Here is a 25,350-nt window from a genome sequence, read left to right as displayed (position 1 = left end):
GCGGAATGACCAGACCCACGCCCCAGCAAGTCAGCGCCATCGCGGAGGCCTCCGGGCTGCCCGTCGACAAGGAAGTCGCGGCGCGCATTTCAGACTCGATCGGACCGGCCTTCGATAATTTCGCCGCCGTCGCCGGCACTCTTCCTTTCGACCTGGAGCCTGCGAGCTACGTCGTGGCGCAGACGCTGAAGGTGGGCCGATGACCACCGAGCCTGCTTTGATGACCCTGACCGACGTCGCCAAGGCGATCGCGGACAAGAAGCTGTCCTCCGTCGAGGTGACGCGCTCCTGCCTGCACCGCATCGCGCAATGGCAGCCGAAGCTGAACGCTTTCATGGCGATCGAGTCCGAGCCGGCGCTGAAGGCGGCCGCCGAGGCCGACGCTGATCTCGCCAAGGATGGGCCGAAGGGGCCGCTGCACGGCGTGCCGCTGGCGCACAAGGACATGTACTACGAGGCCGGCCACGTCTCGACCTGCGGTTCGCTGATCCGGCGCGACTTCGTGGCAACGACCACGTCGACCGCGCTGCAGCGTTTGAAGGATGCCGGGGCGATCCGGCTCGGCACCCTGCAGATGGCGGAGTTCGCTTACGGTCCGACTGGCCACAACGCGCATTACGGCGCCGTGCATAATCCGTGGAAGCTCGGCTACGTCACCGGTGGCTCGTCGTCGGGCTCGGGCTCCGCGGTCGGCGCGCGCCTGACGTTCGCGGCGCTCGGATCGGACACCGGCGGCTCGATCCGCATGCCCGCGAATTTCTGCGGCGTCACCGGCCTGAAGGTGACCTGGGGCCGCGTCAGCCGCGCCGGCGCGATGCCGCTATCGCAATCGCTCGATACGGTCGGCCCGCTGGCGCAGACCGCGGAGGATTGCGCGCTGCTGCTCGGGCTGATGGCCGGTCCAGATCCGGAGGATCCGACCGCGAGCCACGCGCCGGTGCCGGACTATGTCGGCGCCACCCAAGCCTCGATCAAGGGCCTGAGGATCGGCGTGCCCAAGGCGTTCTATGTGGATGATCTCGATCCTGAAGTGGCGCGCTGCCTCGATGCGACGATCGCGGTTTTGAAGACCGAGGGCGCCGACATCGTGCAGGTCGAGCTGCCCGATCAGCGCCAGCTCACTGCGGCCTGCCAGCTGGTGCTCGCGGTCGAAGCAGCGGCCTTTCACAAGCGCTGGATGATCGAGCGGCCGCAGGACTACGGTCCGCAAGTGCTGATGCGGCTGCAGAACGCGCTGGCGGTGTCGGGGGTGTCCTATCTCGAAGCCCTGCGCTGGCGTGGTGCTGCCTTGGCCGCGCATGTCACGGCGACCTCCGGCGTCGATGCGGTGATCGCGCCAGTGTCGCCGCTGGTGACGCCCTCGATCGGCGAGAGCGACGTCGGCGGAGCCCCGGGCGCGGAAGCCGTGATCCAGCGCATCACCCGCTTCACCCGCCCGGTGAACTATCTCGGCCTGCCGTCGCTCGCGATCCCGACCGGCTTCACCGCCACCGGGCTCCCTGTCGGCATGCAGCTGATCGGCCGCTCGTTCGATGAGGCCACCATCCTGACCATCGGCGCCGCCTTCCAGCGCGCGACCGACTTCCACGCCAGGGTGCCGACGCTGCCATGATGGGAGAGACGTCTGCATCCCGCCCGGCGGTCTCACCCTCCCCTGGAGGGGGAGCGTGGCAGTTCGCATCGGAGAACTGCCGGGGCGTTCCTGGCGGCAAGGTGAAGTAGCCATGACCAACCTCGTCGAGATCGACAACCTCACCATTCGCTTCACCGGCGAGCGCACGGTGCATGCGGTGAATGATGTCAGCCTGTCGCTGGCGGATGGCGAGGTGCTGGGCCTGCTCGGCGAGTCCGGCTCCGGCAAGAGCGTGACCATGCGCGCGCTGATGCGGCTGCTGCCGAACAGGCGGACGCAGATTTCCGGCAGCGTCAAGGTCATGGGGCGTGACGTGCTCGCGATGAGCGAGGACGAGCTGTCGCAGTTCCGCGGCCGCACGGCGTCGATGATCTTCCAGGAGCCGGGGCTTGCGCTCGATCCGGTCTACACGATCGGCAAGCAGATCGCCGAAACCGTGATGCGGCACGAGGGCAAGAGTTCCGCGGAAGGGCGCGCGCGGGCGCTGGAGATGCTCGACGTCGTCCGCATTCCCTCGGCCAAGCGGAGGCTCGACTCCTATCCGCACGAGATGTCCGGCGGCATGCGGGCAGCGGGCGATGATCGCGCTGGCGCTGGCGTGCCGTCCCAAGGTGCTGCTCGCGGACGAGCCGACCACCGCGCTCGATGCCACCGTGCAGATCCAGATCCTGTTGCTGCTGCGCGAGCTGCAGCGCGAGTTCGGCATGTCCGTCATCTTCGTCACCCACGACATCGGCGTCGCGATCGAGATCTGCGACCGTGTCGCGGTGATGTATGCCGGAGAGATCGTGGAGCAGGGCAGCTTGCGCGACATCGTCCGCCAACCCGTGCACCCCTATGCCCGAGGCCTTCTGGCGTCGACGGTCCACGGCGCCAGGCGCGGCGAGCGGCTGCAGACCATTCCGGGCACGCCGCCCTCGCTCGACCAGGCGCCGCGGAGCTGCTCGTTCGCGCCGCGCTGCAGCCTGGCGCAGCCGCGCTGTTCGGAGGCGATGCCGCCGAACATTGCGCTCGGGCCGCAGCGGCGGGCGCGCTGCATTCTGGCCGAGGCGCCAGTGAGTGTGGCGGCAACGTAACGGTCCGCCCGAAACACGCCGCCCGGCCGCCAGAACCGTGCATCGCGTGTCGAAGCGTCGCAGCGGCCTCGCTAAGGTGCTGTCACGCGTGGCATCGATCGTCCGCGCCGGATGAGGACACGCCATGCACGTATCGAACGAAGGTATCCTGGTCATTCTGTTCGTTGGCCTGGTTGCAGGCTGGCTGGCCGGCAAGATCGTGCGCGGGACCGGCTTCGGGCTGGTCGGCGACATCGTGATCGGCGTGCTCGGCGCCCTGGTCGCGAGCCTCATCTTCCCGCGGCTCGGCATCCGGATCGGGACCGGCCTCGTGTCCGAAATCGTCTATTCCGCGCTCGGCGCCATCATTCTTCTGCTGGTGGTGCGGCTGGTGCGGACCGGCGGGCGGCTCTAGGGCTTGCGCTCCGGCGCGGCTGAACGTTTGCACTGCGCCGCGCGACACACCCAGGCACATCGCTAATTTACGCTAAAGTGAGCATCGTTGGACGCTCGCCGCAGGAATCAGTATATTTCGCCGCGTTTGCCGCCAGTTTGTGCTTTTTATCGGCGGTCTTGCAGCTCATTTGATCAATTGAAGAGATGGTGGTGATGGCGGCCGCACCTCACGTGAGGCAATCCGAACTCAGCGATGCCTTGCGCGGCTGCCGCAGCGCGTTCATCGGCGTCGGCGTGATGAGCTGCATCATCAACCTGCTCTATTTGACCGGCTCGATCTTCATGCTGGAGGTCTACGACCGGGTGCTGCCGAGCCGGTCGGTGCCGACCCTGATCGGCCTCATCATCATCGCGGCCGCGCTGTACGCCGCGCAGGGCGCGCTCGACATGATCCGCAGCCGCATTCTCGGCCGGATCGGCACTGCGCTGGACGAGAGCCTGAACGCGCGGGTGTTCGACACGGTGGTGCGGCTGCCGCTGTCGGTCGGCGGTCGCAATGAGGGTCTGCAGCCGCTGCGCGACCTCGACAACATCAGGAGCTTTCTCGGCAGCCAGGGACCCGGCGCGTTCTTCGACCTGCCGTGGCTGCCGCTGTATCTGGCGATCTGCTTCGCCTTCCACGTGATGCTCGGCGTCACGGCGCTGGTCGGCGCCGTCATCCTCGTCACCCTGACGCTGATCACCGAGTATCTCACCCGCACCCCAGCCAAGGAGGCGATGGGCCTCGCCGCCCGTCGCAATGATCTCGCCACCGCAAGCCGGCGCAACGCCGAGGTGCTGGTCGCGATGGGCATGACCGGGCGGCTGATGCAGCGCTGGAGCGAGACCAACGAGAAATATCTCGCCGGCAACCAGCGCGCCAGCGACGTCGTCGGCGGTCTTGGCGCCATCGCCAAGGTGTTGCGGATGATGCTGCAATCGGCCGTGCTCGCGGTCGGAGCCTATCTCGTCATCCACCAGGAGGCGACCGCCGGCATCATCATCGCCGGCTCGATCCTCAGCGCGCGGGCGCTGGCGCCGGTCGATCTCGCGATCGCGCATTGGAAGAGCTTCGTTGCCGCGCGGCAGAGCTGGCACCGGCTGAGCCAGCTGCTGCAGACCATGCCGCAGCGTTCCGCGCCGACCCTGCTGCAGCCGCCGGTCGGCAAGCTGTCGGTCGAGGCGATCTCGATCGTCGCGCCCGGCGATCAAAAGGCGATCGTGCAGGATGTCAGCTTCGCGCTGTCCGCCGGAAACGGCCTCGGCATCATCGGCCCGAGCGCGTCGGGCAAGTCGTCGCTGGTGCGTGCGCTGGTCGGTGTCTGGCGTCCGGTGCGGGGCCATGTCCGGCTCGACGGCGCGGCGCTCGACCAGTGGTCGACGGACGAGCTCGGCCGTCACATCGGCTATCTGCCGCAGGACGTCGAGCTGTTCGCAGGCTCGGTCGCACAGAACATCAGCCGTTTCGATCCGCAGGCCTCCCCCGATGGCATCATCGCCGCCGCCCAGGAAGCCGGCGTGCACGACATGATCATCAAGATGCGCGAGGGCTACGACACCCAGATCGGCGAGCAGGGTGCGGCGCTGTCGGCGGGCCAGGCGCAGCGCGTGGCGCTGGCCCGCGCGCTCTACGGCAATCCGTTCCTGATCGTGCTCGACGAGCCCAACTCCAATCTCGACACCGAGGGCGACGAGGCGCTGTCGCGCGCGGTGCGCTCGGCGCGGGCGCGCGGCGCCATCGTCGTCGTCGTCGCGCACCGTCCGATCGGCATCGAGGCGGTCGATCAGGTGCTGGTGATGAAGGACGGCCGGGCGCAGGCGTTCGGTCCGAAGGAGACGGTACTGGCGCAGGTGCTGCAGCCGCGCGTGACGACGCCGGCGCCGATCAAGATCGTCTCCGAGGCCGGAGTGACGAAGGCATGAGCAGTCAGGTCATTGCGGGGCCGCTGACGGGAGCACGCAAGCCGGCGAGCGTGCGCGAGTCGATCCGTCGCCACCTGCTGGTCGGCATGGGCGTGGTCGTCGCGGTTGCCGGCGGGCTCGGCGGCTGGGCCGCGACCCAGCAGATCTCCGGCGCGCTGATCGCGCCCGGCCAGATCGTGGTCGAATCCAACGTCAAGAAGGTGCAGCATCCGACCGGCGGCGTGGTCGGCGAACTCCGGGCGCGTGACGGCGACGTCGTCAAGTCCGGCGACATCGTGGTGCGGCTCGACGACACCGTGACCAAGGCGTCTCTCGCCATCGTCACCAAGAATCTCGATGCGCTGCAGGCGCGCGCCGCCCGGCTTGAGGCCGAGCAGCGCGGCTGGGCCAAGATCCTGTTTCCGCCGCAGCTGCTGCAGCGCATGAGTGACCCCGACGTCAAGAGCCTGACGGCGAGCGAGACGAAGCTGTTCGAGGTCCGCGTCAACGGCCGCATCGGCCAGAAGGCGCAGCTGCGCGAGCGCGTGGCCCAGCTGGGCGAGGAGATCGAGGGCCTCTCGGCGCAGGTTGCCGCCAAGGACCAGGAGATCGCGCTGGTGCAGAAGGAGCTCGACGGCGTGCGCCAGCTCTATGAGCAGCATCTGGTGCAGCTGTCGCGCCTGACCACCCTGGAGCGCGACGCCGCCCGCCTCAACGGCGAGCGCGCGCAGTTCATCGCTGCGCGTGCCCAGGCCAAGGGCAAGATCAGCGAGACCGAGCTGCAGATCATCCAGGTCGACAAGGACATGGTCAGCGAGGTGTCGAAGGATCTGCGCGAGACCACCGACAAGATCGGCGAGTTCGTCGAGCGCAAGGTGACCGCCGAGGACCAGCTGCGCCGCGTCGACATCCGCGCCCCGCAGGACGGCATGGTGCTGCAGTCCTCCGTCCACACCGTCGGCGGCGTCATCACCGCGGGCGACACCATCATGCTGATCGTGCCGCAGAGTGACGACCTGCAGGTCGAGGCCAAGGTCAATCCGCAGGACATCGACAAGCTGCAGGTCGGCCAGAAGACCCTGCTGCGGCTCTCGGCCTTCAACCAACGCACCACTCCGGAATTGAACGGCGTCGTCAGCCGCGTCTCGCCGGATGTCACCACCGACCAGCGCACCGGCCAGAGCTACTACACGATCCGCGTCTCGATGTCGCCGGAGGAGATTGCCCGTTTAGGCGACGTCAAGCTGATCCCGGGCATGCCGGCCGAAGCCTTCGTCCAGACCGGCGACCGCACCGTGATCTCCTATCTGATGAAGCCGCTGCACGACCAGCTGATGCGCGCGTTCCGAGAGAAGTGAGAGCAGGCATAGTCCCCTCGTCGTGAGAGCCACGGGCGGCGCTCCAAACGCGCTGTCGTCCCTGCGAACGCACTAAGGTTTCTACACGTCTGGCGCGACAGATTGACTCGGGAAGTCATGATGTTGTGCCGTCTTTACGGGTTGTATGATTCCATCTCCGATGCTTGATTCAAGGGAGCATCGGAGATGGAGCGAGAGCCGGATCTGTCACTGGGGGAGTTTGGCGACGTTCGCCTCGATAAAAGGGGGCAGCGTTCGTCCAGGCTATGCTTTGCACGCGCAGCGTCTGCCTGCGCCGGATGGCGCAGGGTGACTGGGCCGCGTACATGGCGTACTGGCGGTTTGTGAACAATCCGCAAGTCACGATCGATCGGCTGATTGAAGGCTGGAGCCGGCAGACGGCGACTGTGGTCGCGGGGCGGCATGTGCTGGCGATCCAGGACACCAGCGAGGTCAAATTCCAGACGCGGAAGGGGCGGCGGCGCGGACTGGGCGAGGTCGGCAAAGGCAATGCCCGTGGCGTGCTGTTGCATGCCATGTTGGCGGTCGATGCCGACAGCGGCGCCTGCCTCGGTCTCACCGGCGGCAAGGTGTGGACGCGCCGGGGCAAGGTGAAGGTGCCTCACGACCAGCGGGAGTTGGCCGACAAGGAATCGGCGCGCTGGGTGACGACCGCCGAACAGGCCTGTGACGTTCTGGCTGCCGCACGCATGATCACCGTCGTCAATGATCGCGAAGGGGAGTTCTTTGCGCATTGGGCTTTGACGCCGGGAGACAACGTCCACCTGCTGACGCGAGCCATGCACGATCATGCGCTGGCCGATGGCAGCACACTCTACCAGGCGGTGGAGCGAGCGCGCTTCTGCGACAAGGCGATGATCGACCTGCCGCAGCGCATGGATCGCCGCGCCCGCCAAGCTCAGCTCTCGCTGCGGTTCGGAACGGCCGAGCTCAAGCGGCCGGCGCGCCCCGGCGTGAAGGGCCTGCCGGAGCGCGTCGAAGTCAGCTTCGTGGAAGTCGTCGAATTGTATCCTCCGAAAGGGGCTGAGGCCGTTCATTGGCTGCTCTTGACCACTCATTCGATCGCCAAGGCGTCCGACGCTTGGCAGATCGTCTCCTGGTACAAGCAGCGCTGGATCATCGAACAGCTCTTCCGCTCGCTGAAGACCCAAGGGTTGCAGATCGAGGACAGCCAGCTCGAAAGCGCCCAGGCCCTGATCAAGCTCGTGGCCATCGCCACCAAAGCAGCCTGCATCGTCATTCAGCTCGTTCAGGCCCGCAACGGCGGTCAACAACTGCCGATCGAATGCGCCTTCACTCCGGAAGAAATGAAGGCCCTGGCGGCCATCAACAAGACGATGAAGGGCAGGACCAAGCTTCAGGAAAACCCTCATCCTTCCGAAACACTCGCGTGGGCGGCATGGATCATCGCCAAACTCGGAGGATGGACCGGCTACGCCTCCCATCGGCCTCCCGGGCCCATCACCTTCCACAACGGAATGAATCGCTTCCAAATCCTCGTCGCCGGCAGAGCCCTCCAAACCGTGTAGAAACCCTAGTGCGAACGCAGGGACCCCTAACCACCGGCGGACGTTGGTTTGCGCGACTGCAACAACGCGGAGCCTGCCCCAAGCGAGATCACGCGGTATGGGTCCCGGATCGGCGCCCGCCGACGCCGCGCGTCAGCGGGCTTGTCCGGGACGACACCGGATTATGGGGTGAGCTTCTCGAGCAACAGCTCCAGCGCGCCTTTCGCGAACAGCTGCATGTTGGCGAAACGGTCGCTGCCGCCGCTTTCTAATGTCACTACAGCGGACGCAGGCCCGGCGACAGCGAAGCACGCATGCCCTGCCGCGTCGCCATAGCGGTTGCCGGTCGGGCCGGCTGCGCCGGTTTCCGACAGACCCCAATCGGTCGCAAAGCGCGTCCTGATCTGCCGCGCCAGGAGCTCGGCATACGGCTCCGACGCCGAGCGGATGCCCTTCATCGCTTCGTCCGGAATATCCATCAGCACGCGGCGGGCATCGCGGGTATAGACCACGGCGCCGCCGAGGAAATAGGCCGAGGCGCCGGGCACAGCAAGCAGCGCAGCCGCGATCAGTCCGCCGGCCGAGGATTCGGCGACCGCAATGGTCTGCTTGCGCGAGATCAGTCGTGCCGCGACCTGCCCGGCAATGGCGATCAGCTCGTCCATGTCAATTTTCTCCACGGGCCGCCCGCGCGCCGGCGGCACATAAAAAACGGGCGGCACCGTCCCGATGCCGCCCGGACTATCACAGAAGGCGCGATCAGGCCGTGACCGGCTCGCGCGCCGCGACCGCCTGGCGGCCACCGCGATACACCGTCAGTGCCGCGATGATGCCGAGCACGGCAGCGAACATCAGCCAGTAGCCGGGCGAGGCCTTGTCGCCGGTCTTGTCGATCAGCCAGGTCGAGGCGAACGGCGTGAAGGTGCCGAACAGCGCCGCGGCGAGTGCGAATGCCAGCGAGAAGCAGGTGGTGCGGACATGCGCCGGCACGATCTCGACCAGCGCGCCCAGCATGGTGCCGCTGTACATGCCGAAATAGAACGAGAACATCATCTCGACCGCGAGCATCTTGCCGAAGCTCGGCGCCGAGACCAGCCAGCTCAGCGCCGGATAGGCCGTCAGCAGCGCCAGCGTGGCGATCGCGATCAGCACCGGCTTGCGGCCGATCTTGTCGGACAGCGCGCCGCCGACCGGGTTCCAGATGAAGTTAGTCACCGCGACCAGCAGCGTCACCAGCAGCGCGTCCGCCGTCGACAGCTTCAGCACGTTCTTGCCGAAGGTCGGCGTATAGACGGTGACGAAGTAGAACGTCGTGGTGGTCAGGATCGCGATCATCATGCCGAGCAGCACGATGCGCCAGTTGGCGAGCGCCGAGGCGAACACTTCGCTGGCGGTCGGATGCTTCTTCATCGCGAGGAACGCCGGCGTCTCCTCCAGCGTGCGGCGCAGGAAGAAGATCAGCGGGATGATCAGGCAGCCGACGAAGAACGGGATGCGCCAGCCCCAGGCGGTCACGGTGGCTGCCGGCATCGTCTCGCTCAGGAGATAGCCGAGGATCGAGGCGACGAAGATCGCGACCTGCTGGCTCGAGGACTGGAACGAGGTGTAGAAACCGCGGCGGCCTGGCGTGGCGATCTCGGACAAATACACCGATACGCCGCCGAGCTCGACGCCGGCCGAGAAGCCCTGCAGCAGGCGGCCGAGCAGCACGATGACCGGTGCGGCGATGCCGATGGTCTCGTAGGTCGGACAGAACGCGATCACGACGGTGCCGGCGGCCATGATGGCAAGCGTCACGATGAGGCCCTGGCGGCGGCCGATCCGGTCGATATAGGCGCCGAGCACGATGGCGCCGACGGGCCGCATCAGCGCGCCGAGCCAGAACACGCCGAATGTATTCAGCAGCGACGCGGTCTCGTCGGTCGACGGGAAGAACGCCTTGCCGATCGCGGCCGCATAGAACCCGAACAGGAAGAAATCGAACTGCTCGAGAAAATTGCCGCTGGTGGCGCGCAGGATCGCGCCGATGCGCGACTTGATGGTGGCGGGCTGCTGGGCTGAGGTCGGTGACACGCGAGAAAACTCCTACCGTCGAGTGGCTCGTGCGGAAGACATTCTGCGCCGGCCGAAAGGAAAGGGTGTGGCAATCTGCCACGCGACATCGTGTCGGCCAATAGGTTTGCTACCAAATGCCTAGCGCTGAACAGAATTCGACGCTGCATTTCTTTGCTGCGCTGCACCCTTCAGCCATTGCCGGAACGATCTCAGCTTTGGTGGATCGGTCCGTCCCTCCGGCGTCACCAGATAGAACCCGGCGTCGCTCGGCAGCGCCATCTTGAACGGCACGACGAGGCGGCCCTTGGCGACGTCGTCCTGGACGTAGGCCGTACGTCCGATCGCGACGCCAAGGCCGTCGATCGCGGCCTGAACGGTCATGAGCGACAGATCGAAGCTCAGCCTGCCCTGCCTGGACATCTCGACCGGCAGACCTGCCGCGGTCAGCCACAGCCGCCAGTCGTCGTCATAGCCGCCGCTGGCCTGCAGCAGCGTGTGATGGGCGAGGTCTTCCGGACGGCGCAGCGGCCTGTCGCCCTGCAGCAGCGCCGGGCTGCAGACCGGAAACAACTCGTCGGCCATCAGCCATTCGGCGCGCACGCCGGGCCAGTGGCCGCGGCCATAGCGGATCGCAGCGTCGACGTCGTCCTTGCGGAAATCGACCAGATTGGTCGACGTCGTGATCCGCACGTCGATCCCCGGATGCGCCTCCTGGAATGCGGTCAGCCGCGGCAGCAGCCATTTTGCGGCCAGCGAGGCGATGGTGGAGACCGTCAGTACCTTGGCGTTGTCCTTGCGCACCAGTCGCTCGGTCGCCAGCCGGAGATCGTCGAAGGCGGCGCGGACCAGCGGGAGATAGTCGCGGGCCTGCGGTGTCAACGCGAGGCTGCGGTTCTGCCGCACGAACAGGCGCAGCCCGAGCTCGTCCTCCAACCGCTTGATCTGATGGCTGATCGCGGTCTGCGTCACGTTCAACTCGGCCGCCGCACGGGTAAAACTCAGATGCCGCGCCGCAGCTTCGAACGCCCGCAACCCGTTCAGCGACGGCAGCCGCGCCATCCAAGGCCTCCCCAATGCATGACGTTATATCATCCGAAGCGGTAGTTAATGTCGTTTGTAGATGCCTTGCTGAACACCGATAGTGCAGCCTCAATGTAGTTTCAGGAGGCTTCAATGTCCACGTGCGTCTCCTCGTCGATGACGAATCATCATGAAAATAAGCCCCACGGCCTATGGTCGGAGGCAGCCGATATGCTTGCGGCCTGGCGCTTCCGCTACCGAACACGGCACGAGCTGTCGCTCTGGTCCGAGCGCGATCTGCATGACCTCGGCCTCTCCCGGAGCGACATCGCCGCCGAGATCGACAAGCCGTTCTGGCGGGCCTGAGCCCCTCACTCGTCCCGCCGCGCCGGCGCCGCTTCGCAAAGGAGGGCGCCGGCAATTCTCCTCTCGAGGAAGCCCGCCATGCCGACGCCCGCTGTGGTTGACCGCCTTGCCGTGTCCGATGTCATCCACACGAGGCGCGGTGAGCGGGTCAACCTGCGCTTCGTGACTTCGAAAGATGCCGACGCGCTGCAGAGCTATGTCCGGTCCTTGAGCCAACGCTCGCGCCACAAGCGTTTCCTCGGCGCACTCAGCGAACTGCCGAAGACGGTGCTCGAGGATTTCGTCGCGCTCGGCCGCAACGACCGTTACAGCCTGATCGCGACGATGGAGCAGGACGGTATCGAAAGCATCGTGGCCGAGGCGCGCTACGCGCTCGATCGGGACACCGGCCGTGTGGAGTTCGGCCTCTCGGTGCAGGACCGCTGGCATGGCCACGGCATCGGCCCGGCGCTTATCGCGAATCTGGAGCGCCGCGCGCTCGGGTTGGGTGCTGTGACCCTGTCAGGCGACGCGCTCCGCACCAACGACGTGATGATTGCACTGGCCCGAAAGGCCGGCTTCACCATCCAGCCGCATGCGGATGATTGGACCCTCGTGCGGTTCGAGAAGGCGTTGAGCGGCGTGGCGGCGCATTCGCAAGGTGCGAACTTGCATGTGATCGGCGCGTGAGCCGCGCGTCGCAACGCCGGTCATCACATGACGCCTGTCATGCCGCGCGTAGGCGGGCATCCAGTACGGTGCGGCCTTCGGTGTGTCTCGCTAGCAGCTGCGTTTACTGGATCGCCCGGTCAAGCCGGGCGATGACAGTTGTCATGAGGCGGGCACCCATCCACGTCATTGCGAGCAAAAGCGAAGCGATCCAGAGTCCCTGCTGGGCCCTGGATTGCTTCGCTGCGCTCGCAATGACGAGAATTGAATGCCTTCGCTCCGCCGTCAAAACGTCTCCACCCACGGCCGCACCTCGACTTCCCAGCTCCACGCGCTGCGCGGCTGCTGCAGCACGCTCCAATAGCTGGCGGCGATGGCGTCGGGATCGAGCAGCGAATCCGGACGCTCGGCGGGGTCCTGCCGGGCCGCGCTCCTGATGCCGCCATCGATGACGAAATGCGCGACGTGGATGCCTTGCGGCGACAGCTCGCGCGCCATGCTCTGGGCGAGGCCGCGCAGCGCGAACTTGCCCATCGCGAACGGCGCCGATTGTGCGTAGCCCTTCACGCTCGCGGACGCGCCGGTGAACAGGATCGCGCCCTGCTTGTTCGGCAGCATGCGCTGCGCCGCCTGCTGCGCCACCAGGAAGCCGCCGAACGCGCTGACGGCAATCGCCTGTTGCACGTCGGCCGGCACCAGATCGACCAGGGGTCCGCGCGCCCGGGCGCTGGCATTGTACACGACGACATCCGGGGGACCGATCTCGCGCTCGACCAGGCCGAACAGCCGCTCGACCTCTTCCGGATTGGTGGCGTCGCAGGGATAGGCGCGGGCGCCGGTCTCGCTGCAGAGCGCGCCGAGCTTCTCGATCTTGCGGGCAGCCAGCGCGACGCGGATCTTCTCGCGCGCGAACAGCCGCGCCAGCGAGGCGGAGAGCCCTTCGCCGGCACCGACGATCAGGGCGATCTTGTAGGCTGGGATGTCCATGGGCTTGTCCTCGGCTTGGCAATGCGTCCGCTTTGCTCAAGCTAGTGCAGCCGGGACCATCTTCCTATCGTCCATCCCCACAATTCTGCCTGATCTCAGGACGGGCGCGGCTGCAGGCCGGCGAGGCAGCCGATTTCCTCCAGCACGACGTCGAGCCGGCTGCGGTCGTGCAGGAACGCGTATTTGCCGCGAAGCATGGCCAGCGAGCGCGCATGATATTTCTGCGGCTTCTGCGTCCATACCGAGCCGCCGAGCTCGACGCTGAACGTGCTGCGGTTTTCGAGCAGCGCCGTCTCGTTGGCGATCGTCCACGGCATGAACAGCCCGCCGACCTGGCGGATCAGGATCGGCATCAGGGTCAGCGACAGTTCCGGCCACAGCTCGAACTCGCCTTCCGCGCGCGGCCACAGCATGCGCTGGATCCAGGCCAGCACATGCGGCGCACTGCCCTCGATCTGCGCGCCGGCGGTGGGATCCGTCCACAGCTCGTAGAACTGCCCCCACAGGCCGAAATCGCCGTAAGAGGGCCGTCCGCCGAACAGATAAGGCCTGGTGGCCAGATGGCGCTCCAGCAGACCGAGCATCTCGACAAAGCCCTGCTCGATCTGCGGTCCGTTGACCTCGTCGGATCCGACATACCAGAGCCGCTCGACCATGCGGGCGCGGATCTTCTCCGCCATTTTGCCGAAGCTGATCTCGTCAGCCTTCGGTGCGACCATGCGGGCGATGCGGCCGGAGGAGGCTCGCTGGTCGAGGTCGCGCGCCCAGCGATAATGGAACATCCATTTGTTGCCCCACTCGTCGCCGAACTCCTCGATCAGGGCCGAGATGAAGCTCGTCAGCACATCGCCCGGATGGATCGGGTTCTGCGGATAGTCGAGCTCCAGCGCGTCGATGATCGGCGTCGAGTCCTGCATCGGCACCTCGTCGGGCGCGACCACCAGCGGAATGATTGGCAGCTTGGCGTGCCGCGCAAAATCCGCTTCGCTTTCCGCATTGCGCAATATCCAGTGATGCGGAATGCCCTTGTAACGCAGATACGATCGCACCTTGACCGAATAGGGCGACATCTCCGCCCCGAAGATGCGATAAACCTTCCTCGGCTGATTGGTCATGACACTGCTCCCTGGCGCGTTCGGGCGTGGTGCAGGTGTATCCGATCAGATGCAACCTGTCGAAGAGTCCATGAGAGACTTGCGAAAACGAACGAGGGCTTAAAGCTCATGCATCAGTTCCTGAAACGCGATGACGTGATGACCGGCGGCACCAGGCCGGAGCTGCTGGCGCCCGATACCACCGGGCTGAACTTCTATCGCGCCGATCCGGCGCTCGCCGACCTCCTGCGCATCCATCTGCCTGACGCCTTGTTTCGCCACCTCGTGCCGCATCTCGACCGGCTCGGCGAGCTCGCCGGCTCCTATCTCGACGAATGCGCGCGGCTTGCCGACCGGCATGGACCCGTGCTGCATCAGCGCGATCGCTTCGGCCGCGACGCGCAGTGGATCGAATATCATCCGGCCTATCGCGAGCTGGAGCGCGCCGCCTTCGGCGAGTTCGGCATCCATGCGATGTCGGTGCGCAAGGGCATTCTCGGCTGGCCCGACAAATATCCCGTCACGGCGAAGCACGCCTTCACCTTCCTGTTCAATCAGGCCGAGTTCGGGCTGGGCTGTCCGATCAACGTCACCGACGGCTGCGCCAAGCTGCTGGCGAGCTTCGGCAGCGGCCCGCTGAAGGCCAAGTATCTCGACGGCCTCACCCAGACCGACATGAGGAAGCTGACCCAGGGCGGCCAGTTCATGACCGAGAAGGAGGGCGGCTCCGACGTCGGCACGTTGACGACGACGGCCGTGCAGGAGGGCGAGCACTGGCGCCTGCATGGCGAGAAATGGTTCTGCTCCAATGCCGATGCGAAAGTGGTGATGCTGCTGGCGCGGCCTGAAGGCGCCGAAAGCGGCACGCGCGGCGTCGGCCTGTTCCTGATGCCGCGCTTCCTCGATGACGGCAGCCAGAACCACTATCGGATCGTGCGCTTGAAGGACAAGCTCGGCACCCGCTCGATGGCCTCGGGCGAGATCAAGCTGGAGGGCGCCATCGCCTACGCGGTCGGGCGGCTCGATCGCGGCTTCGTGCAGATGGCCGAGATGGTCAACTCGTCCCGGCTCTCCAACGGCGTCAAGTCGACCGCGTTGATGCGGCGTGCCTGGCACGACGCCATCACGGTCGCGCGCAATCGCGTGGTGTTCGGAAAGCGCATCGTCGATCTGCCGCTCGGACGCCGTCAGTTGCTGAAGATCCTGCTGCCCACCGAGCAGGCGCTGTCGATGAGCTTCCTCACGGCCGACGCGCTCGACCGCACTGAGGCCGGCAGCCAGGATGCCGCGGCGCTGTTGCGCATCCTGACGCCGACCTTGAAATTCCGTGCCACGCGCGACGCGCGAAAAGTCTGCGGCGATGCGTTGGAGATGCGCGGCGGCATCGGCTATGTCGAGGAGTTTGTTACATCGCGGCTGCTGCGCGATGCGCATCTCGGCTCGATCTGGGAGGGCACCGGCAACATCGTCGCGCTTGATGCGCTCAAGCGCGCGGTCGGCCGCCACGGCGCGGAGTCCGCGCTGGCGGCCGATCTGCATGCACGGCTCGACGACAGCGCCGATGTGCCGCAAGCGTGGCGTGATCAACTGCATCGGCTGGTCGATCGCGCAGTCGCCTTTGCGCGGGACGTCGCCGGGCATGCCGACAGCGAAGCCGAGGCGCGGCGCGCGACCAGCCTGCTTTATCACGTCGCCAGCGCGGTCTCTCTGACGTGGGAGAGCGCGCGCATCCACGCGATGCGCGGCGACGCGCGCCGCTTGTTGTTGGCCAAGCTCGTCGTCGCACACCGGCTGACACCGTCCGATCCGTTCCGGCTTGCGGAAAATAGGGCGGATGACACGATCGCGTCGCTGCTGCTCGGCGAGCGAGCGGCGGGCATGGCGGAGGTTGGCGAACTGATTTCTGCGGCGTAGGCTGTTAGCGAAGTGAAATTAGTCTGCTACGCTTCTGTGAAGCAGGTGCTTCCACACAGGCGACAGTGATGAGCAAACAAGCTGCCGCGGGCTCGGTGTTTAACCTCGCCCCGCTTGCGGGGAGAGGTCGGATTGCATCGGAAGATGCAATCCGGGTGAGGGGGTACAGGTCTCTCCGCGAACACTTCCCGTGCGGCCGCCCCTCACCCCACCCCTCTCCCCGTGAAGAACGGGGAGAGGGGGCGCAGCGAGTGCGTCGAAACAGATGGGTCTCAACTCACAACAACAAACAGGGAGAACGCCAATGAAAGCTGCCGTGCTGATGGAGGTCAACAAGCCGCTTGTCATCGAGGACATCAGCCTGCCCAAGCCCGGCCCGCGCGAGGTGCTGATCCGCACGGCGGTGGCCGGTCTCTGTCATTCCGACCTGCACTTCATCGAAGGCCTCTATCCGCATCCGTTGCCGGCCGTGCTCGGCCATGAATCCGCAGGGATCGTCGAGCAGGTCGGCTCGGACGTCAGCTATGTGAAACCGGGCGATCATGTCGTCACCTGTCTCTCGGTGTTCTGCGGCACCTGCGACAACTGCACCACCGGCCGCCCGGTGCTGTGCACGGATACGACCGTGAAGATGCCGCCCGGCGCCTCGAATCGACTGTCCTGGGGACGATCTGAGAAACTGCATCAATTCCTCAATCTGTCGTCTTTCGCCGAGCAGATGCTGGTGCACGAGAATGCGATCGTAAAAATTCGCGCCGACATGCCGCTTGATCTCGCCGCGCTGATCGGCTGCGGCGTCATCACCGGTTATGGTGCCGTCGTGAACACCGCACGGGTGACGGCCGGCGAGACCGTGGCCGTGATCGGCTGCGGCGGCGTCGGCATGGCCGCGATCAACGGCGCAGAGATTGCCGGTGCGGGGCGCATCATCGCCATCGACACCAACCCGGCCAAGCTGCAGCTCGCAACCAAGCTCGGCGCCACCGACGTCATCAATCCCACGGACGGCGACGTCGTTGGGCAAGTGCGCGAGCTGACCAAGGGCGGCGTGCAGCACGCCTTCGAGGTGCTCGGGCGCAAGGAGACCGCCGAGCAGGCGTTCGCGATGCTGGCGCCGGGCGGCACCGCGACCATCGTCGGCATGATTCCATTCGGCCAGAAGATCGAGCTGCACGGCTTCGATTTCCTGCGCGAGCGCCGCATCCAGGGCTCGTCGATGGGCTCCAATCATTTCCGCGTCGACATGCCCCGCCTCGTGGAGTTCTACCTGCGCGGCAAGCTGCATCTGGAGGATTGGATCTCGGCCAAGCTCAAGCTGTCGGAGATCAACGAGGGCTTTGCCAATATGAAGGCCGGCAAGACGCTGCGCAGCGTGATCATGTTCGACGCGTGAGGGGCGTGCTCGTGCTGCATACACTGCTGTCGTCCCGGCCTTGAGCCGGGACCCATAGCCGCCGGCGGCTATGGGACGATGACTGATAGTTGCACTAAATCGTGAGATTCCGCGGTATGGGTCCCGGGTCGGCGCACGCCGGCGCTATCGCGCCGACGCGCTTGCCCGGGACGACAGCGGTGGTGAGGGCACGTTTCGGTGTTCCCCACGGAGGCCAACTAATCCGCAAACATCGGCGGCGGGACGAAGCCGCCGAATTCGCGCTCGATCAGCTCGGCGAGCTTCAGCGGCGTGCGGTCTTCGAGGAACGGGCCGACGATCTGCACGCCGACTGGCAGGCCGTCTGCGAGGCCGAGCGGGATCGCGGTCGCCGGCAGGCCGGGCAGGGTCGCGATGCCGGGCCAGGCCAACTGATCGGTGTAGACGTGCGCGACGCCGTCGATGCTGATGCGCCGTTGCTCCTGGTCGGGCGAGTGGTCGTGCGGATAGGCCGGTGTCGGCATGATCGGGCAGATCACCGCATCGAAGCTCTCGAACAGCGTCCGCCATTGCGCGCGCAGCCGGGCACGGGCCGCGTTGGCCTGCACCCAGTCGCGGTGGCTCAGCGCAATGCCGCGCAGCCGCTCGGCGCCTAGGCTCGTCGCCTCCTTGGGAAGGTGTGCGGCCGCCTGGCTGGCGCCGGCATGGACGTCGGGCGGCATCATGGCGCCGAGGAAGCCCAGCAGCATCCGCATGTAGAGTCGGCTCGATGCGGCGAAATCCGGCAGCAGCTTGCTCTCTCTGGTGACACGGACGCCGGCCTTGGCGAGATTGTCGGCGAGCCGTTCGATGGCGCCGCGCACGGCCGCGTCGGTCGGCAGCAGCGGATCGCTCGCGATTACCAGCACGCGGAAATCCTGCAGGCGCGTGTGCCGCGATGGCGGCAGCTCCAGCCGCCACGCTCGGCCAGCCTCGAGCGGATCAGCACCAGCGATCACGTCGAGCAGCAGTGCGAGATCCGCGGCCGAGCGCGCCATCGGGCCGACCACCGCAAGGTCGGCTTCGCCCGGGATGGGATCGAAGGGCGGCGGCGTATGGCCGCGCGTAGCAACGAGCCCATAGGTCGGTTTGTGCGCCGTGACGCCGCAATGGAACGCCGGCACGCGCAGGGAGCCGCCGATGTCGGAGCCGAGCGACAGCGGTCCGTAGCCGGCGGCCAGCGCCGCGGCCGATCCGCCGGAGGAGCCGCCGGGCGTGCGACCGAGATCGTAGGGGTTGTTGGTGGTGCCGTAGATGTCGTTGTAGCTCTGCCAGTCGCCGAGCCCGAGCGGCACGTTGGTCTTGCCGAGCACGATGCCGCCGGCATCCTTGACGCGGGTCACGGTGAGCGCGTCTTCGCGGGCGATGAAATTCTTGTGCTGCGGAAAGCCCCAGGTCGTGGGCAGTCCGGCGATGTTGTAGGATTCCTTCACGGTCAGCGGCAGACCTAGCAACGGCCGGCGCTCGCCGCGTGCCAGCGCCGCATCGGCGGCCCGTGCGGCTTCCAACGCGCGCTCGAAATCACGGACGCAGACGGCGTTGATCTTGGAGTCGTGGCGTTCGATACGGTCGATGGCGAGCTCGGTCAGCTCGACCGATGAGATCGTGCGGTCTGCCAGAGCCTTCGCCGTGTCGACGGCGGTTGCGAACGTCCATTGCGATGCGGCCAAAGCTCGATCCTCCCGGTAGGATGTTTGCCGGGAATCTTAGCCGATGCTGATGGCGGCCGCTCGACCAAAATCGCGGAGCGCCGTCTAGCCCGGCAGCATGCGCTGCATGACGCGGTCGCGATAGATGAAGATGTGCGCCAGCGCAGCGCCGATGTGAACGATGATCAGGATCAGCAGCAGCCATTCGGCGGCCTGGTGCAGCCCGTCGATGGCGCGATTGCCGGCCGGGTCGCGCGCCGCCAACATCGGCAGATTGAACAGATAGAAGAACGAGACGCTCCAGCCGCGGAAGGATGCAAACAGCCAGCCGGTGATGGTGCTCGCCAGCACCATCACATAGAGCAGCCAATGCACCACCTCCGAGCTCAGCCGTTGCCACGGCGGCAGCGAGCTTTCCGGCGCGACCGGATGGGTGAGGCGCCAGACGAAGCGCAGGAGAATCAGCGCCAGGATGGTCAGCCCGAAGGAGATGTGCAGGATCATCGGCGCGCCGGGCGGCGTGTTGGCATGCAGGTCCGGCATCAGCCAGCCGATCGGATACTGGATCGCGAGCAGCGCCACGATCAGCCAATGGAGGATCTTTGCAGGGGTGCCGTATTGCAGACGCGGCGTCATGGCGGGCCTTCCGTGATGATCAGTCTGGCGCAAATCAGTATTCCGGCGCGAGGGTCCGCGCGGCGGCGCAGATGCTAGGCTGCGCCTATCAGGATGCCCACGCCGAGCACGATGATGCCGCCCAGCACGATCTGGAACACTGCCTGCAGGAACGGCGTGTCCATATAGCGGGCGCGGATATACGCGATCGCCCACAGCTCGAAGAACACGACGATGCCGGCGATCGCGGTGGCGATCCAGAACGCGTTGGCCCAGGAATCCGGAACCAGATAAGGCAGCGAATGGCCGAGGCCGCCGATCGCCGTCATCACCCCGCACACGGCGCCGCGCAGCCACGGCGAACCGCGCCCCGTCAGCGAGCCGTCGTCGGACAGCGCCTCGGCAAAGCCCATGCTGATGCCGGCGCCGATCGAGGCGGCGAGACCGACAAGGAAGGTCTGGAAATTCTGGTGCGTGGCGAAGGCGGCGGCGAACAGCGGCGCCAGGGTCGAGACCGAGCCGTCCATCAGGCCGGCGAGACCGGGCTGCACATATTGCAGCACGAACACGCGGCGGCGCGTCTCGTCCTCCTTGTGGCGGACGTCGGGGCTGAGAATCTTGTCGGTCAGTTTCGCTGCGACCTGCTCGTGGCCCTTTTCGGCGAGCGCGAGGTCGCCGAGCAGCCGGCGCACGCCGACATCCTTGGCCTGTTCGGCAGCCTTCGCATAGAAGCGCTCGGCTTCGAACTCCATGGTGCCGACCTCCTTGCGGATGGTGTCGAGCGACAGGTTCTTGGTCAGCCAGATCGGCCGGCGCTGCAGGAAGCCCTTGACGTTGTCGCGCCGGATCGGCGGCAGGTTCTTGCCGAAGCGCTCCTCATAGAGCTCCAGCAGCATGTGGCGATGACCCTTCTCCTCCTCGGCCATCTGTTCGAACAGCTTGGCCGAATCCGGGTAGCGCTCCGCCAGGTCTTCCGCGAAGCTCATATAGATGCGGCCGTCTTCCTCTTCGGCCGAGATCGCGATTGCCAGGATCTCGCGCTCGGTGAGGTCGGCGAAGTTCTTCATTCCAGGTCCCCGGATCTGTCGCTCTCAACATTCGAGTGTTTAGAACGTTTCTAAAGTCTATATGGATTTGCCGCAGCGCGGTCAAACTGCCGCCGCCGAGTGGTCGCGAAACCTTTCGTGACGTCGCATTCAGGCTCCAGTCAGGGAACCCAAGCGCTAATTCACCGTTCGCGTTTCGCTCTGCCACCTAAGGAGTTCCAATGGACAGCGTCAAATACCGGCTCAACGATCCAGGACTGGCGCCGCGCCGAACCCGGATGGATATTCCAGGCTGGGCAGGCGAACGGCAGCCGCGCGCGAATGGCTCGCATGAGCAGGTCTGGCATTGCGTACCATTCTCGGAAGGTGCGCAATATGGCATCGAGCTGTTTTACCCCTACGACTTCGAGCTTCAGGTGACGACCCGCGACGGCAAGCTGGAGCTGTCCGGCGACTGGGGGGAGCCGCCGAGCCCGAGCCTGCAATGGCCGCCGTTCCGCAACTTCGGCGACGGCTTCTACACCTACCAGATCCTGCTCGATCTCAAGGTGCCCAAGGGCTTTGCGATCCGGACCGAGCCGCATCCGCGCTTTTACACCGACCGGACCGATAGTTGCCCGATCGCGGTGCCGGCCCTGATCCGCAACTTCTGGCCGATGCTGTTCTTCTGCGTGTTCAAGGCACCTGCGGAAGGGCGGACGCACATCTTCCGTCCTGGCGAGCCGTTCGCGCAGGTGATCGTGATTCCGGAGGAGGCGAATTTCACCGTCGAGCCGATGGGACCTGAAGAAGCCGCCGAACGCGAGCTGCAGTCGCGGCGTATCCATGCCAGCCGGCCTGTTCTCGCCAAGGAGACCGAATGGGTGTCGAGCACCGATACCGTGTTCGACGGCACCTATCGCCATCTGCACCGCGCCGCGAAGGAGAAGGCGCGCAAATCATGATAGCCGACCGCTGAAATGGAGATGGCGCCAGCCTTGCGGCCGGCGCCATCCGAATTCATCCCACCGCGATCAGTAGCGATCGTAGTACCAGTGATGGTGGTGGTGATGATGGTGGTGATGATAGAAGCGGCGCGGCGGCACCACGTAGACGCGAGGTCCGTAGCCATAGCCGTACCCATAGCCATACCCCGGGCCGCGCCAGTAGCCATGGTGGTGATGATGATGGTGGTGATGGTACCACTGCGCCAGCTGCACCTTGGGCTCAGACGCCTGTGGTCCCTGCTCGTCGAGCGCCTGCAGCACCTTGGCGGCGTCCGGGATCGGTTCGAGAAGGTCGGCATAGGAATTGGCCTTCAGCACGTCGGTCGGCGCGGGAGCCGCCGATGCCTGTGCGGTGCCGAGCGCGCCGACAGCGGCGACTGCGCCCAGCAAGCCTGCGATCTTCTTATCCATAAATCATCTCCTGTTGCGCATCGCCCGGATGCAGAAACGTCAACCCCGAAGGTTCGTTCCTCGATTCGCCTTATAGTTCACAACGACGTCCGAAATCAGGCTGCTGCTCTGTTCAGGAAGGTTAACAGCAGCCGGCTCACTCGTTCATGTTGTTCCTGCTGCACCCAATGTCCGGCGCGATCGATCAGCTCGCACAAGATCATGTTGGTGCAGATTCGGGATTGCATCGCTTCAAACACGCCGGGCCGTTGGTAGATGCCCCAGTCTTGCAGACCGGAGATGAACGCAGACGGAACGTCGATCGTGCGATCCGACCATGTCTGCAATTCAGCATCGAACAGTCCCGACGTGCCACAGCGATACCATTGCAGTCCGCCCTGGAAGCCGTTCCGTTCATATTCGGTGGCGTAGACCGTGAGCTCATCGTCCGGCAGCCAGCGGTTGGCGGCGATCGTTGCCGCATCCGGCATCTCCTCCGCGACGGTCTCGGCCATCGTCCTGGCGAGGTCCATCACGTAGTAGGTCGGCAGCTTTGGGAGCTCGCTCGCATTCCACGCCTGCAGCGGAGCGGGCGCGTTGCCCGGCCAGTCGGCGCTCTTGTGGTGATAATAGGCGCGCAGGAAATCGCGCAGTCCTTGCGGCGCCCTGACCATGTCGGCATTGGCTTCGCGCGTCGCGTAGTACGATTGATAGTGCTTTCGCGGTCGCGGCAGCGCGGCCAGCTCGTGATGCACGGGATCGTCGGGCAGTGCGAGGGGATGGTTGGCGATGCCGAACGGTGCTGCGGGTGGGCCCGGGAACGGCGCACTCATCATCACCACCGATCGAAAGACATCGGGGCGGATCAGCGCGCACCACGCCGCGACCGGGCTGCCGAAGTCGTGACCGACGACCGCCGCGACGTGGCGGTGGCCGAACGCATAGGCGACGCCGAGCGCATCGCGCACCAGATTGGTGAAGCGAAACGGCGCGAGATCGCCGTCGTAATCGGCGTTCCACCCCGTGGTGCGGCCATAGCCGCGCTGGTCGGGCGCCAGCACGTGATAGCCGGCCTCAGCCAGCGCCGGCATCACCTTGCGCCAGCTATAGGCCAGCTCGGGAAAGCCATGCAGCAGCAGCACGCAGGGGCGGCCGGGCGTCTCGAAGCCGGCTTCGAGCACATGCATCCGCAGGCCGTTGATGCCGTCGACGAAGCGGGAGCGGATGGAGGGGGGAAGGGGGAGGGGTGGAAGGGACTCTGACATGGCGTGAACTCTCCTCGCGTCGTCCCGGCCAGGCGAGCGAAGCGAGCGCGAGCCGGGATCCATAACCACAGGCGCCCGTGTGGCGCCAAGTTGGAGCTTGTACCCGTCGCATCATCGGCGGCGTTGGCTATGGGTCCGTGCGTTCGCAGGGACGACACCATTGATGAGGCGCGATCCCGCCACACAAATCGCTGTCGTCCCAGGCAAGCCTTGGCGGCGCGTCGCGACGCCAAGGCGCCGACCCGGGATCCGTAACCACCAGCCGTGGTGATTGCAAAGAACGTAGCTCCAGCGTGCTCAACAGCCGAGGACGGTCGCCATGGGTCGCGGCGTTCGCCGGGATGACAGCTTCGGTCGGCGCTACGCCGTCGCCTTCTTCGGCCAGTAGCGCTCGCGCAGATGGCGCTTGACCAGCTTGCCGGTCGGGGTGCGCGGCAGCTCCGGCTCGAAATCGATCGAGCGCGGGCATTTGATCGGCGACAGATGCTGGCGGCAGAACAGGATCAATTGCTCCTCAAACGCCTTGCCGGCGCGCGCCATGTCGTGCGGCTGCACCACCGCCTTGACCTCCTCGCCCATCTCCTCGTTGGGCACGCCGAACACGGCGACATCGGCCACATCGGGATGGGTGATGAGGATGTCCTCGGTTTCCTGCGGGTAGATGTTCACGCCGCCGGAAATGATCATGTAGGACTTGCGGTCGGTGAGATAGAGAAATCCGTCGGCGTCGAGATAGCCGACATCGCCGAGCGTCGACCAGCCCTTGTCATTATGGGCGCGCTTCGTCTTCTCGGGATCGTTGTGATAGGAGAACTGCGGCGCGTCGGCGAAATAGACCGAGCCGATCTCGCCGGTCGGCATCTCCTTGTCGTCCTCGCCCAGGATCTTGATCTTGCCGACCACCGCGCGGCCGACGCTGCCGCGATGCTCCAGCCACTGCTTCGAGGTGCACACGGTGACGCCGTTGCCTTCCGAGCCCGCGTAGTACTCGATCAGGATCGGGCCCCACCAGTCGATCATCCTGGCCTTGACGTCGACCGGGCAGGGCGCGGCGGCGTGGATCGCGCCCTTCAGTGTCGAGACGTCGTAGCTCTTGCGGACCTCCTCCGGAAGCTTCAGCATGCGCACGAACATGGTCGGCACCAGCTGCGACTGCGTGACCTTGTAGGCCTCGACCAGCTTCAGAAACTCCTCGGCGTCGAAATGCTCCATGATGATCGAGGTGCCTCCGAGCACCGTGACCATCATGTTGAAGCGCAGCGGCGCGGCATGATAGAGCGGCGCCGGCGACAGATAGATGCTCTCCGCATTCATGCCGCACATGTCGGCGCAGAGCACGCGCAGGAGTGGGCTGGCCTGCTCGATCGGATTGCCTTCAAAATCCTTCTTGATGCCCTTCGGCCGTCCGGTGGTGCCGGACGAATAAAGCATGTCGTAGCCGGCGACCTGGTCGGCGATCGACGTCGTCGGCTGCGCGCCGGCCTCCTTGTCCCAGGAGCGGAAGCCTGGCTCGGGCTCGTCGACCATGAAGAACAACGGGCCGTCCGACGAGGCCGTCACGAGCTCCCGCACCTGCTCGGCGCATTTCGGCGAGGTGATGAAGACTTTGGCGCCGCAATCCCTGATGATGTAGGCGATCTCGTCCTTGGTGAGATAGCGGCTGATCGCCGTATAGTAGAGACCGGAGCGCTGCGCGGCCCACGCGATCTCCATGAAGGCGAGCCGGTTCTCCATCAGGAAGGCGACGTGGTCGCCGGCCTTGAGCCCCAGCGCGCGGAACAGCTGCGCGCCCTGGTTGGAGAGCTCGTCGAGCTCGCGATAGGTGATGGCCTTGCCGGTCCCCGCCATCTGATAGGCGATCTTGTCGGGATGGCTCTGGGCGTGAATGGAAGGGTGGGTCATGAGGGCGCGCCGCTGAGAAAAGGAAAAGGTGTCGTCCCGGCCTTGCGCCGGGACCCATAGCCACAGGACGCTGTGGCGAGAGCGAGCTGT

22 protein-coding genes and 1 pseudogene are annotated in these 25,350 nt (G+C 65.8%); 12 read left to right on the top strand and 11 right to left on the bottom strand.

The genetic code is table 11. From position 1 onward, the window contains the following. The first annotated feature begins 5 nt into the window (after positions 1-5). The 7 genes and pseudogenes from S58_RS32920 to S58_RS32890 all read left to right on the top strand — a co-directional run bounded on the left by S58_RS32920 (position 6) and on the right by S58_RS32890 (position 7,933). Positions 6-203 (top strand): hypothetical protein, encoded by a 198-nt coding sequence (locus tag S58_RS32920; RefSeq protein ID WP_015669763.1) that lies wholly within the window; start codon positions 6-8, stop codon positions 201-203. Continuing rightward, positions 200-1,612: an Asp-tRNA(Asn)/Glu-tRNA(Gln) amidotransferase GatCAB subunit A gene (locus S58_RS32915; RefSeq protein WP_015669762.1), complete on the top strand. Its 1,413-nt coding sequence runs from the start codon at positions 200-202 to the stop codon at positions 1,610-1,612. The genes S58_RS32920 and S58_RS32915 overlap by 4 nt, the downstream gene beginning before the upstream one ends. 112 nt (positions 1,613-1,724) lie before the next feature. After that, positions 1,725-2,709, top strand: a pseudogene (locus S58_RS32910) (ABC transporter ATP-binding protein). A gap of 124 nt (positions 2,710-2,833) precedes the next feature. Beyond that, positions 2,834-3,103, top strand: a complete 270-nt coding sequence (locus S58_RS32905; RefSeq protein ID WP_015669760.1) for a GlsB/YeaQ/YmgE family stress response membrane protein — start codon at positions 2,834-2,836, stop codon at positions 3,101-3,103. Positions 3,104-3,297: 194 nt separating this feature from the next. Further along, the gene (locus S58_RS32900; protein ID WP_015669759.1) at positions 3,298-5,046 is read left to right on the top strand and encodes a type I secretion system permease/ATPase; all 1,749 of its coding nucleotides are present in this window, start codon (positions 3,298-3,300) and stop codon (positions 5,044-5,046) included. Continuing rightward, positions 5,043-6,383 carry an HlyD family type I secretion periplasmic adaptor subunit gene (locus tag S58_RS32895; RefSeq protein ID WP_015669758.1) on the top strand — a complete coding sequence of 447 codons (1,341 nt, stop codon included), beginning with the start codon at positions 5,043-5,045 and terminating at the stop codon, positions 6,381-6,383. Before S58_RS32900 ends, S58_RS32895 begins: the two co-directional genes overlap by 4 nt. Positions 6,384-6,682: 299 nt before the next feature. Next, positions 6,683-7,933 carry an IS4 family transposase gene (locus S58_RS32890; protein ID WP_244440678.1) on the top strand — a complete coding sequence of 417 codons (1,251 nt, stop codon included), beginning with the start codon at positions 6,683-6,685 and terminating at the stop codon, positions 7,931-7,933. Between the two features lie 161 nt (positions 7,934-8,094). On the opposite strand, the gene S58_RS32885 is transcribed toward S58_RS32890, so the two are convergent. The 3 genes from S58_RS32885 to S58_RS32875 form a co-directional block, all read right to left on the bottom strand. After that, positions 8,095-8,577 (bottom strand): CinA family protein, encoded by a 483-nt coding sequence (locus tag S58_RS32885; protein ID WP_015669756.1) that lies wholly within the window; start codon positions 8,575-8,577, stop codon positions 8,095-8,097. Positions 8,578-8,671: 94 nt separating this feature from the next. After that, the gene (gene tcuC, locus S58_RS32880) at positions 8,672-9,985 is read right to left on the bottom strand and encodes an MFS transporter (protein ID WP_015669755.1); all 1,314 of its coding nucleotides are present in this window, start codon (positions 9,983-9,985) and stop codon (positions 8,672-8,674) included. 120 nt (positions 9,986-10,105) lie between these two features. Then, positions 10,106-11,026, bottom strand: a complete 921-nt coding sequence (locus S58_RS32875) for a transcriptional regulator GcvA (RefSeq protein WP_015669754.1) — start codon at positions 11,024-11,026, stop codon at positions 10,106-10,108. Between the two features lie 114 nt (positions 11,027-11,140). On the opposite strand from S58_RS32875, the gene S58_RS32870 reads away from it, so the two are divergent. Both S58_RS32870 and S58_RS32865 read left to right on the top strand, forming a co-directional pair. Further along, on the top strand, positions 11,141-11,353 hold the full coding sequence (locus S58_RS32870; protein WP_015669753.1) for a DUF1127 domain-containing protein: 213 nt from the start codon (positions 11,141-11,143) through the stop codon (positions 11,351-11,353). Positions 11,354-11,431: 78 nt separating this feature from the next. Then, positions 11,432-12,022 (top strand): GNAT family N-acetyltransferase, encoded by a 591-nt coding sequence (locus tag S58_RS32865; RefSeq protein WP_015669752.1) that lies wholly within the window; start codon positions 11,432-11,434, stop codon positions 12,020-12,022. A gap of 264 nt (positions 12,023-12,286) precedes the next feature. On the opposite strand, the gene S58_RS32860 is transcribed toward S58_RS32865, so the two are convergent. Together S58_RS32860 and S58_RS32855 are read right to left on the bottom strand one after the other, a co-directional pair. Beyond that, positions 12,287-12,988 (bottom strand): SDR family NAD(P)-dependent oxidoreductase, encoded by a 702-nt coding sequence (locus tag S58_RS32860; RefSeq protein ID WP_015669751.1) that lies wholly within the window; start codon positions 12,986-12,988, stop codon positions 12,287-12,289. 95 nt (positions 12,989-13,083) lie between these two features. Continuing rightward, a complete protein-coding gene (locus S58_RS32855; protein ID WP_015669750.1) occupies positions 13,084-14,103 on the bottom strand; it encodes a glutathione S-transferase family protein in 1,020 nt (339 codons plus the stop codon). A gap of 108 nt (positions 14,104-14,211) precedes the next feature. Here S58_RS32855 and S58_RS32850 point away from each other — a divergent pair, with 108 nt between their 5' ends. Next, positions 14,212-15,996: an acyl-CoA dehydrogenase family protein gene (locus S58_RS32850; RefSeq protein WP_015669749.1), complete on the top strand. Its 1,785-nt coding sequence runs from the start codon at positions 14,212-14,214 to the stop codon at positions 15,994-15,996. Between the two features lie 304 nt (positions 15,997-16,300). Further along, positions 16,301-17,389, top strand: a complete 1,089-nt coding sequence (locus S58_RS32845) for a Zn-dependent alcohol dehydrogenase (protein WP_015669748.1) — start codon at positions 16,301-16,303, stop codon at positions 17,387-17,389. Positions 17,390-17,607: 218 nt separating this feature from the next. Here S58_RS32845 and S58_RS32840 read toward each other — a convergent pair whose 3' ends face one another. The 3 genes from S58_RS32840 to mbfA form a co-directional block, all read right to left on the bottom strand. Next, the gene (locus S58_RS32840; protein ID WP_015669747.1) at positions 17,608-19,077 is read right to left on the bottom strand and encodes an amidase; all 1,470 of its coding nucleotides are present in this window, start codon (positions 19,075-19,077) and stop codon (positions 17,608-17,610) included. An 84-nt stretch (positions 19,078-19,161) separates the two neighbouring features. After that, the gene (locus tag S58_RS32835; protein WP_015669746.1) at positions 19,162-19,692 is read right to left on the bottom strand and encodes a cytochrome b; all 531 of its coding nucleotides are present in this window, start codon (positions 19,690-19,692) and stop codon (positions 19,162-19,164) included. Between the two features lie 74 nt (positions 19,693-19,766). Further along, entirely contained in the window at positions 19,767-20,738 is a 972-nt protein-coding gene (mbfA, locus tag S58_RS32830; RefSeq protein ID WP_015669745.1) for an iron exporter MbfA, read from the bottom strand. A 200-nt stretch (positions 20,739-20,938) separates the two neighbouring features. Here mbfA and S58_RS32825 point away from each other — a divergent pair, with 200 nt between their 5' ends. Then, positions 20,939-21,661 carry a hypothetical protein gene (locus S58_RS32825; RefSeq protein WP_015669744.1) on the top strand — a complete coding sequence of 241 codons (723 nt, stop codon included), beginning with the start codon at positions 20,939-20,941 and terminating at the stop codon, positions 21,659-21,661. Between the two features lie 69 nt (positions 21,662-21,730). On the opposite strand, the gene S58_RS32820 is transcribed toward S58_RS32825, so the two are convergent. The 3 genes from S58_RS32820 to S58_RS32810 form a co-directional block, all read right to left on the bottom strand. Further along, the gene (locus S58_RS32820; protein ID WP_015669743.1) at positions 21,731-22,114 is read right to left on the bottom strand and encodes a hypothetical protein; all 384 of its coding nucleotides are present in this window, start codon (positions 22,112-22,114) and stop codon (positions 21,731-21,733) included. A gap of 95 nt (positions 22,115-22,209) precedes the next feature. After that, positions 22,210-23,280: an alpha/beta fold hydrolase gene (locus S58_RS32815; protein WP_042340380.1), complete on the bottom strand. Its 1,071-nt coding sequence runs from the start codon at positions 23,278-23,280 to the stop codon at positions 22,210-22,212. Positions 23,281-23,718: 438 nt separating this feature from the next. Continuing rightward, positions 23,719-25,260, bottom strand: a complete 1,542-nt coding sequence (locus tag S58_RS32810; RefSeq protein WP_015669741.1) for an acyl-CoA synthetase — start codon at positions 25,258-25,260, stop codon at positions 23,719-23,721. Positions 25,261-25,350 lie beyond the last annotated feature (90 nt).

The organism is Bradyrhizobium oligotrophicum S58 (assembly GCF_000344805.1).
GTDB lineage: Bacteria > Pseudomonadota > Alphaproteobacteria > Rhizobiales > Xanthobacteraceae > Bradyrhizobium > Bradyrhizobium oligotrophicum.
Note: the sequence above shows the minus strand (reverse complement) of the source record. Positions and strands in the feature narration are given on the sequence as shown.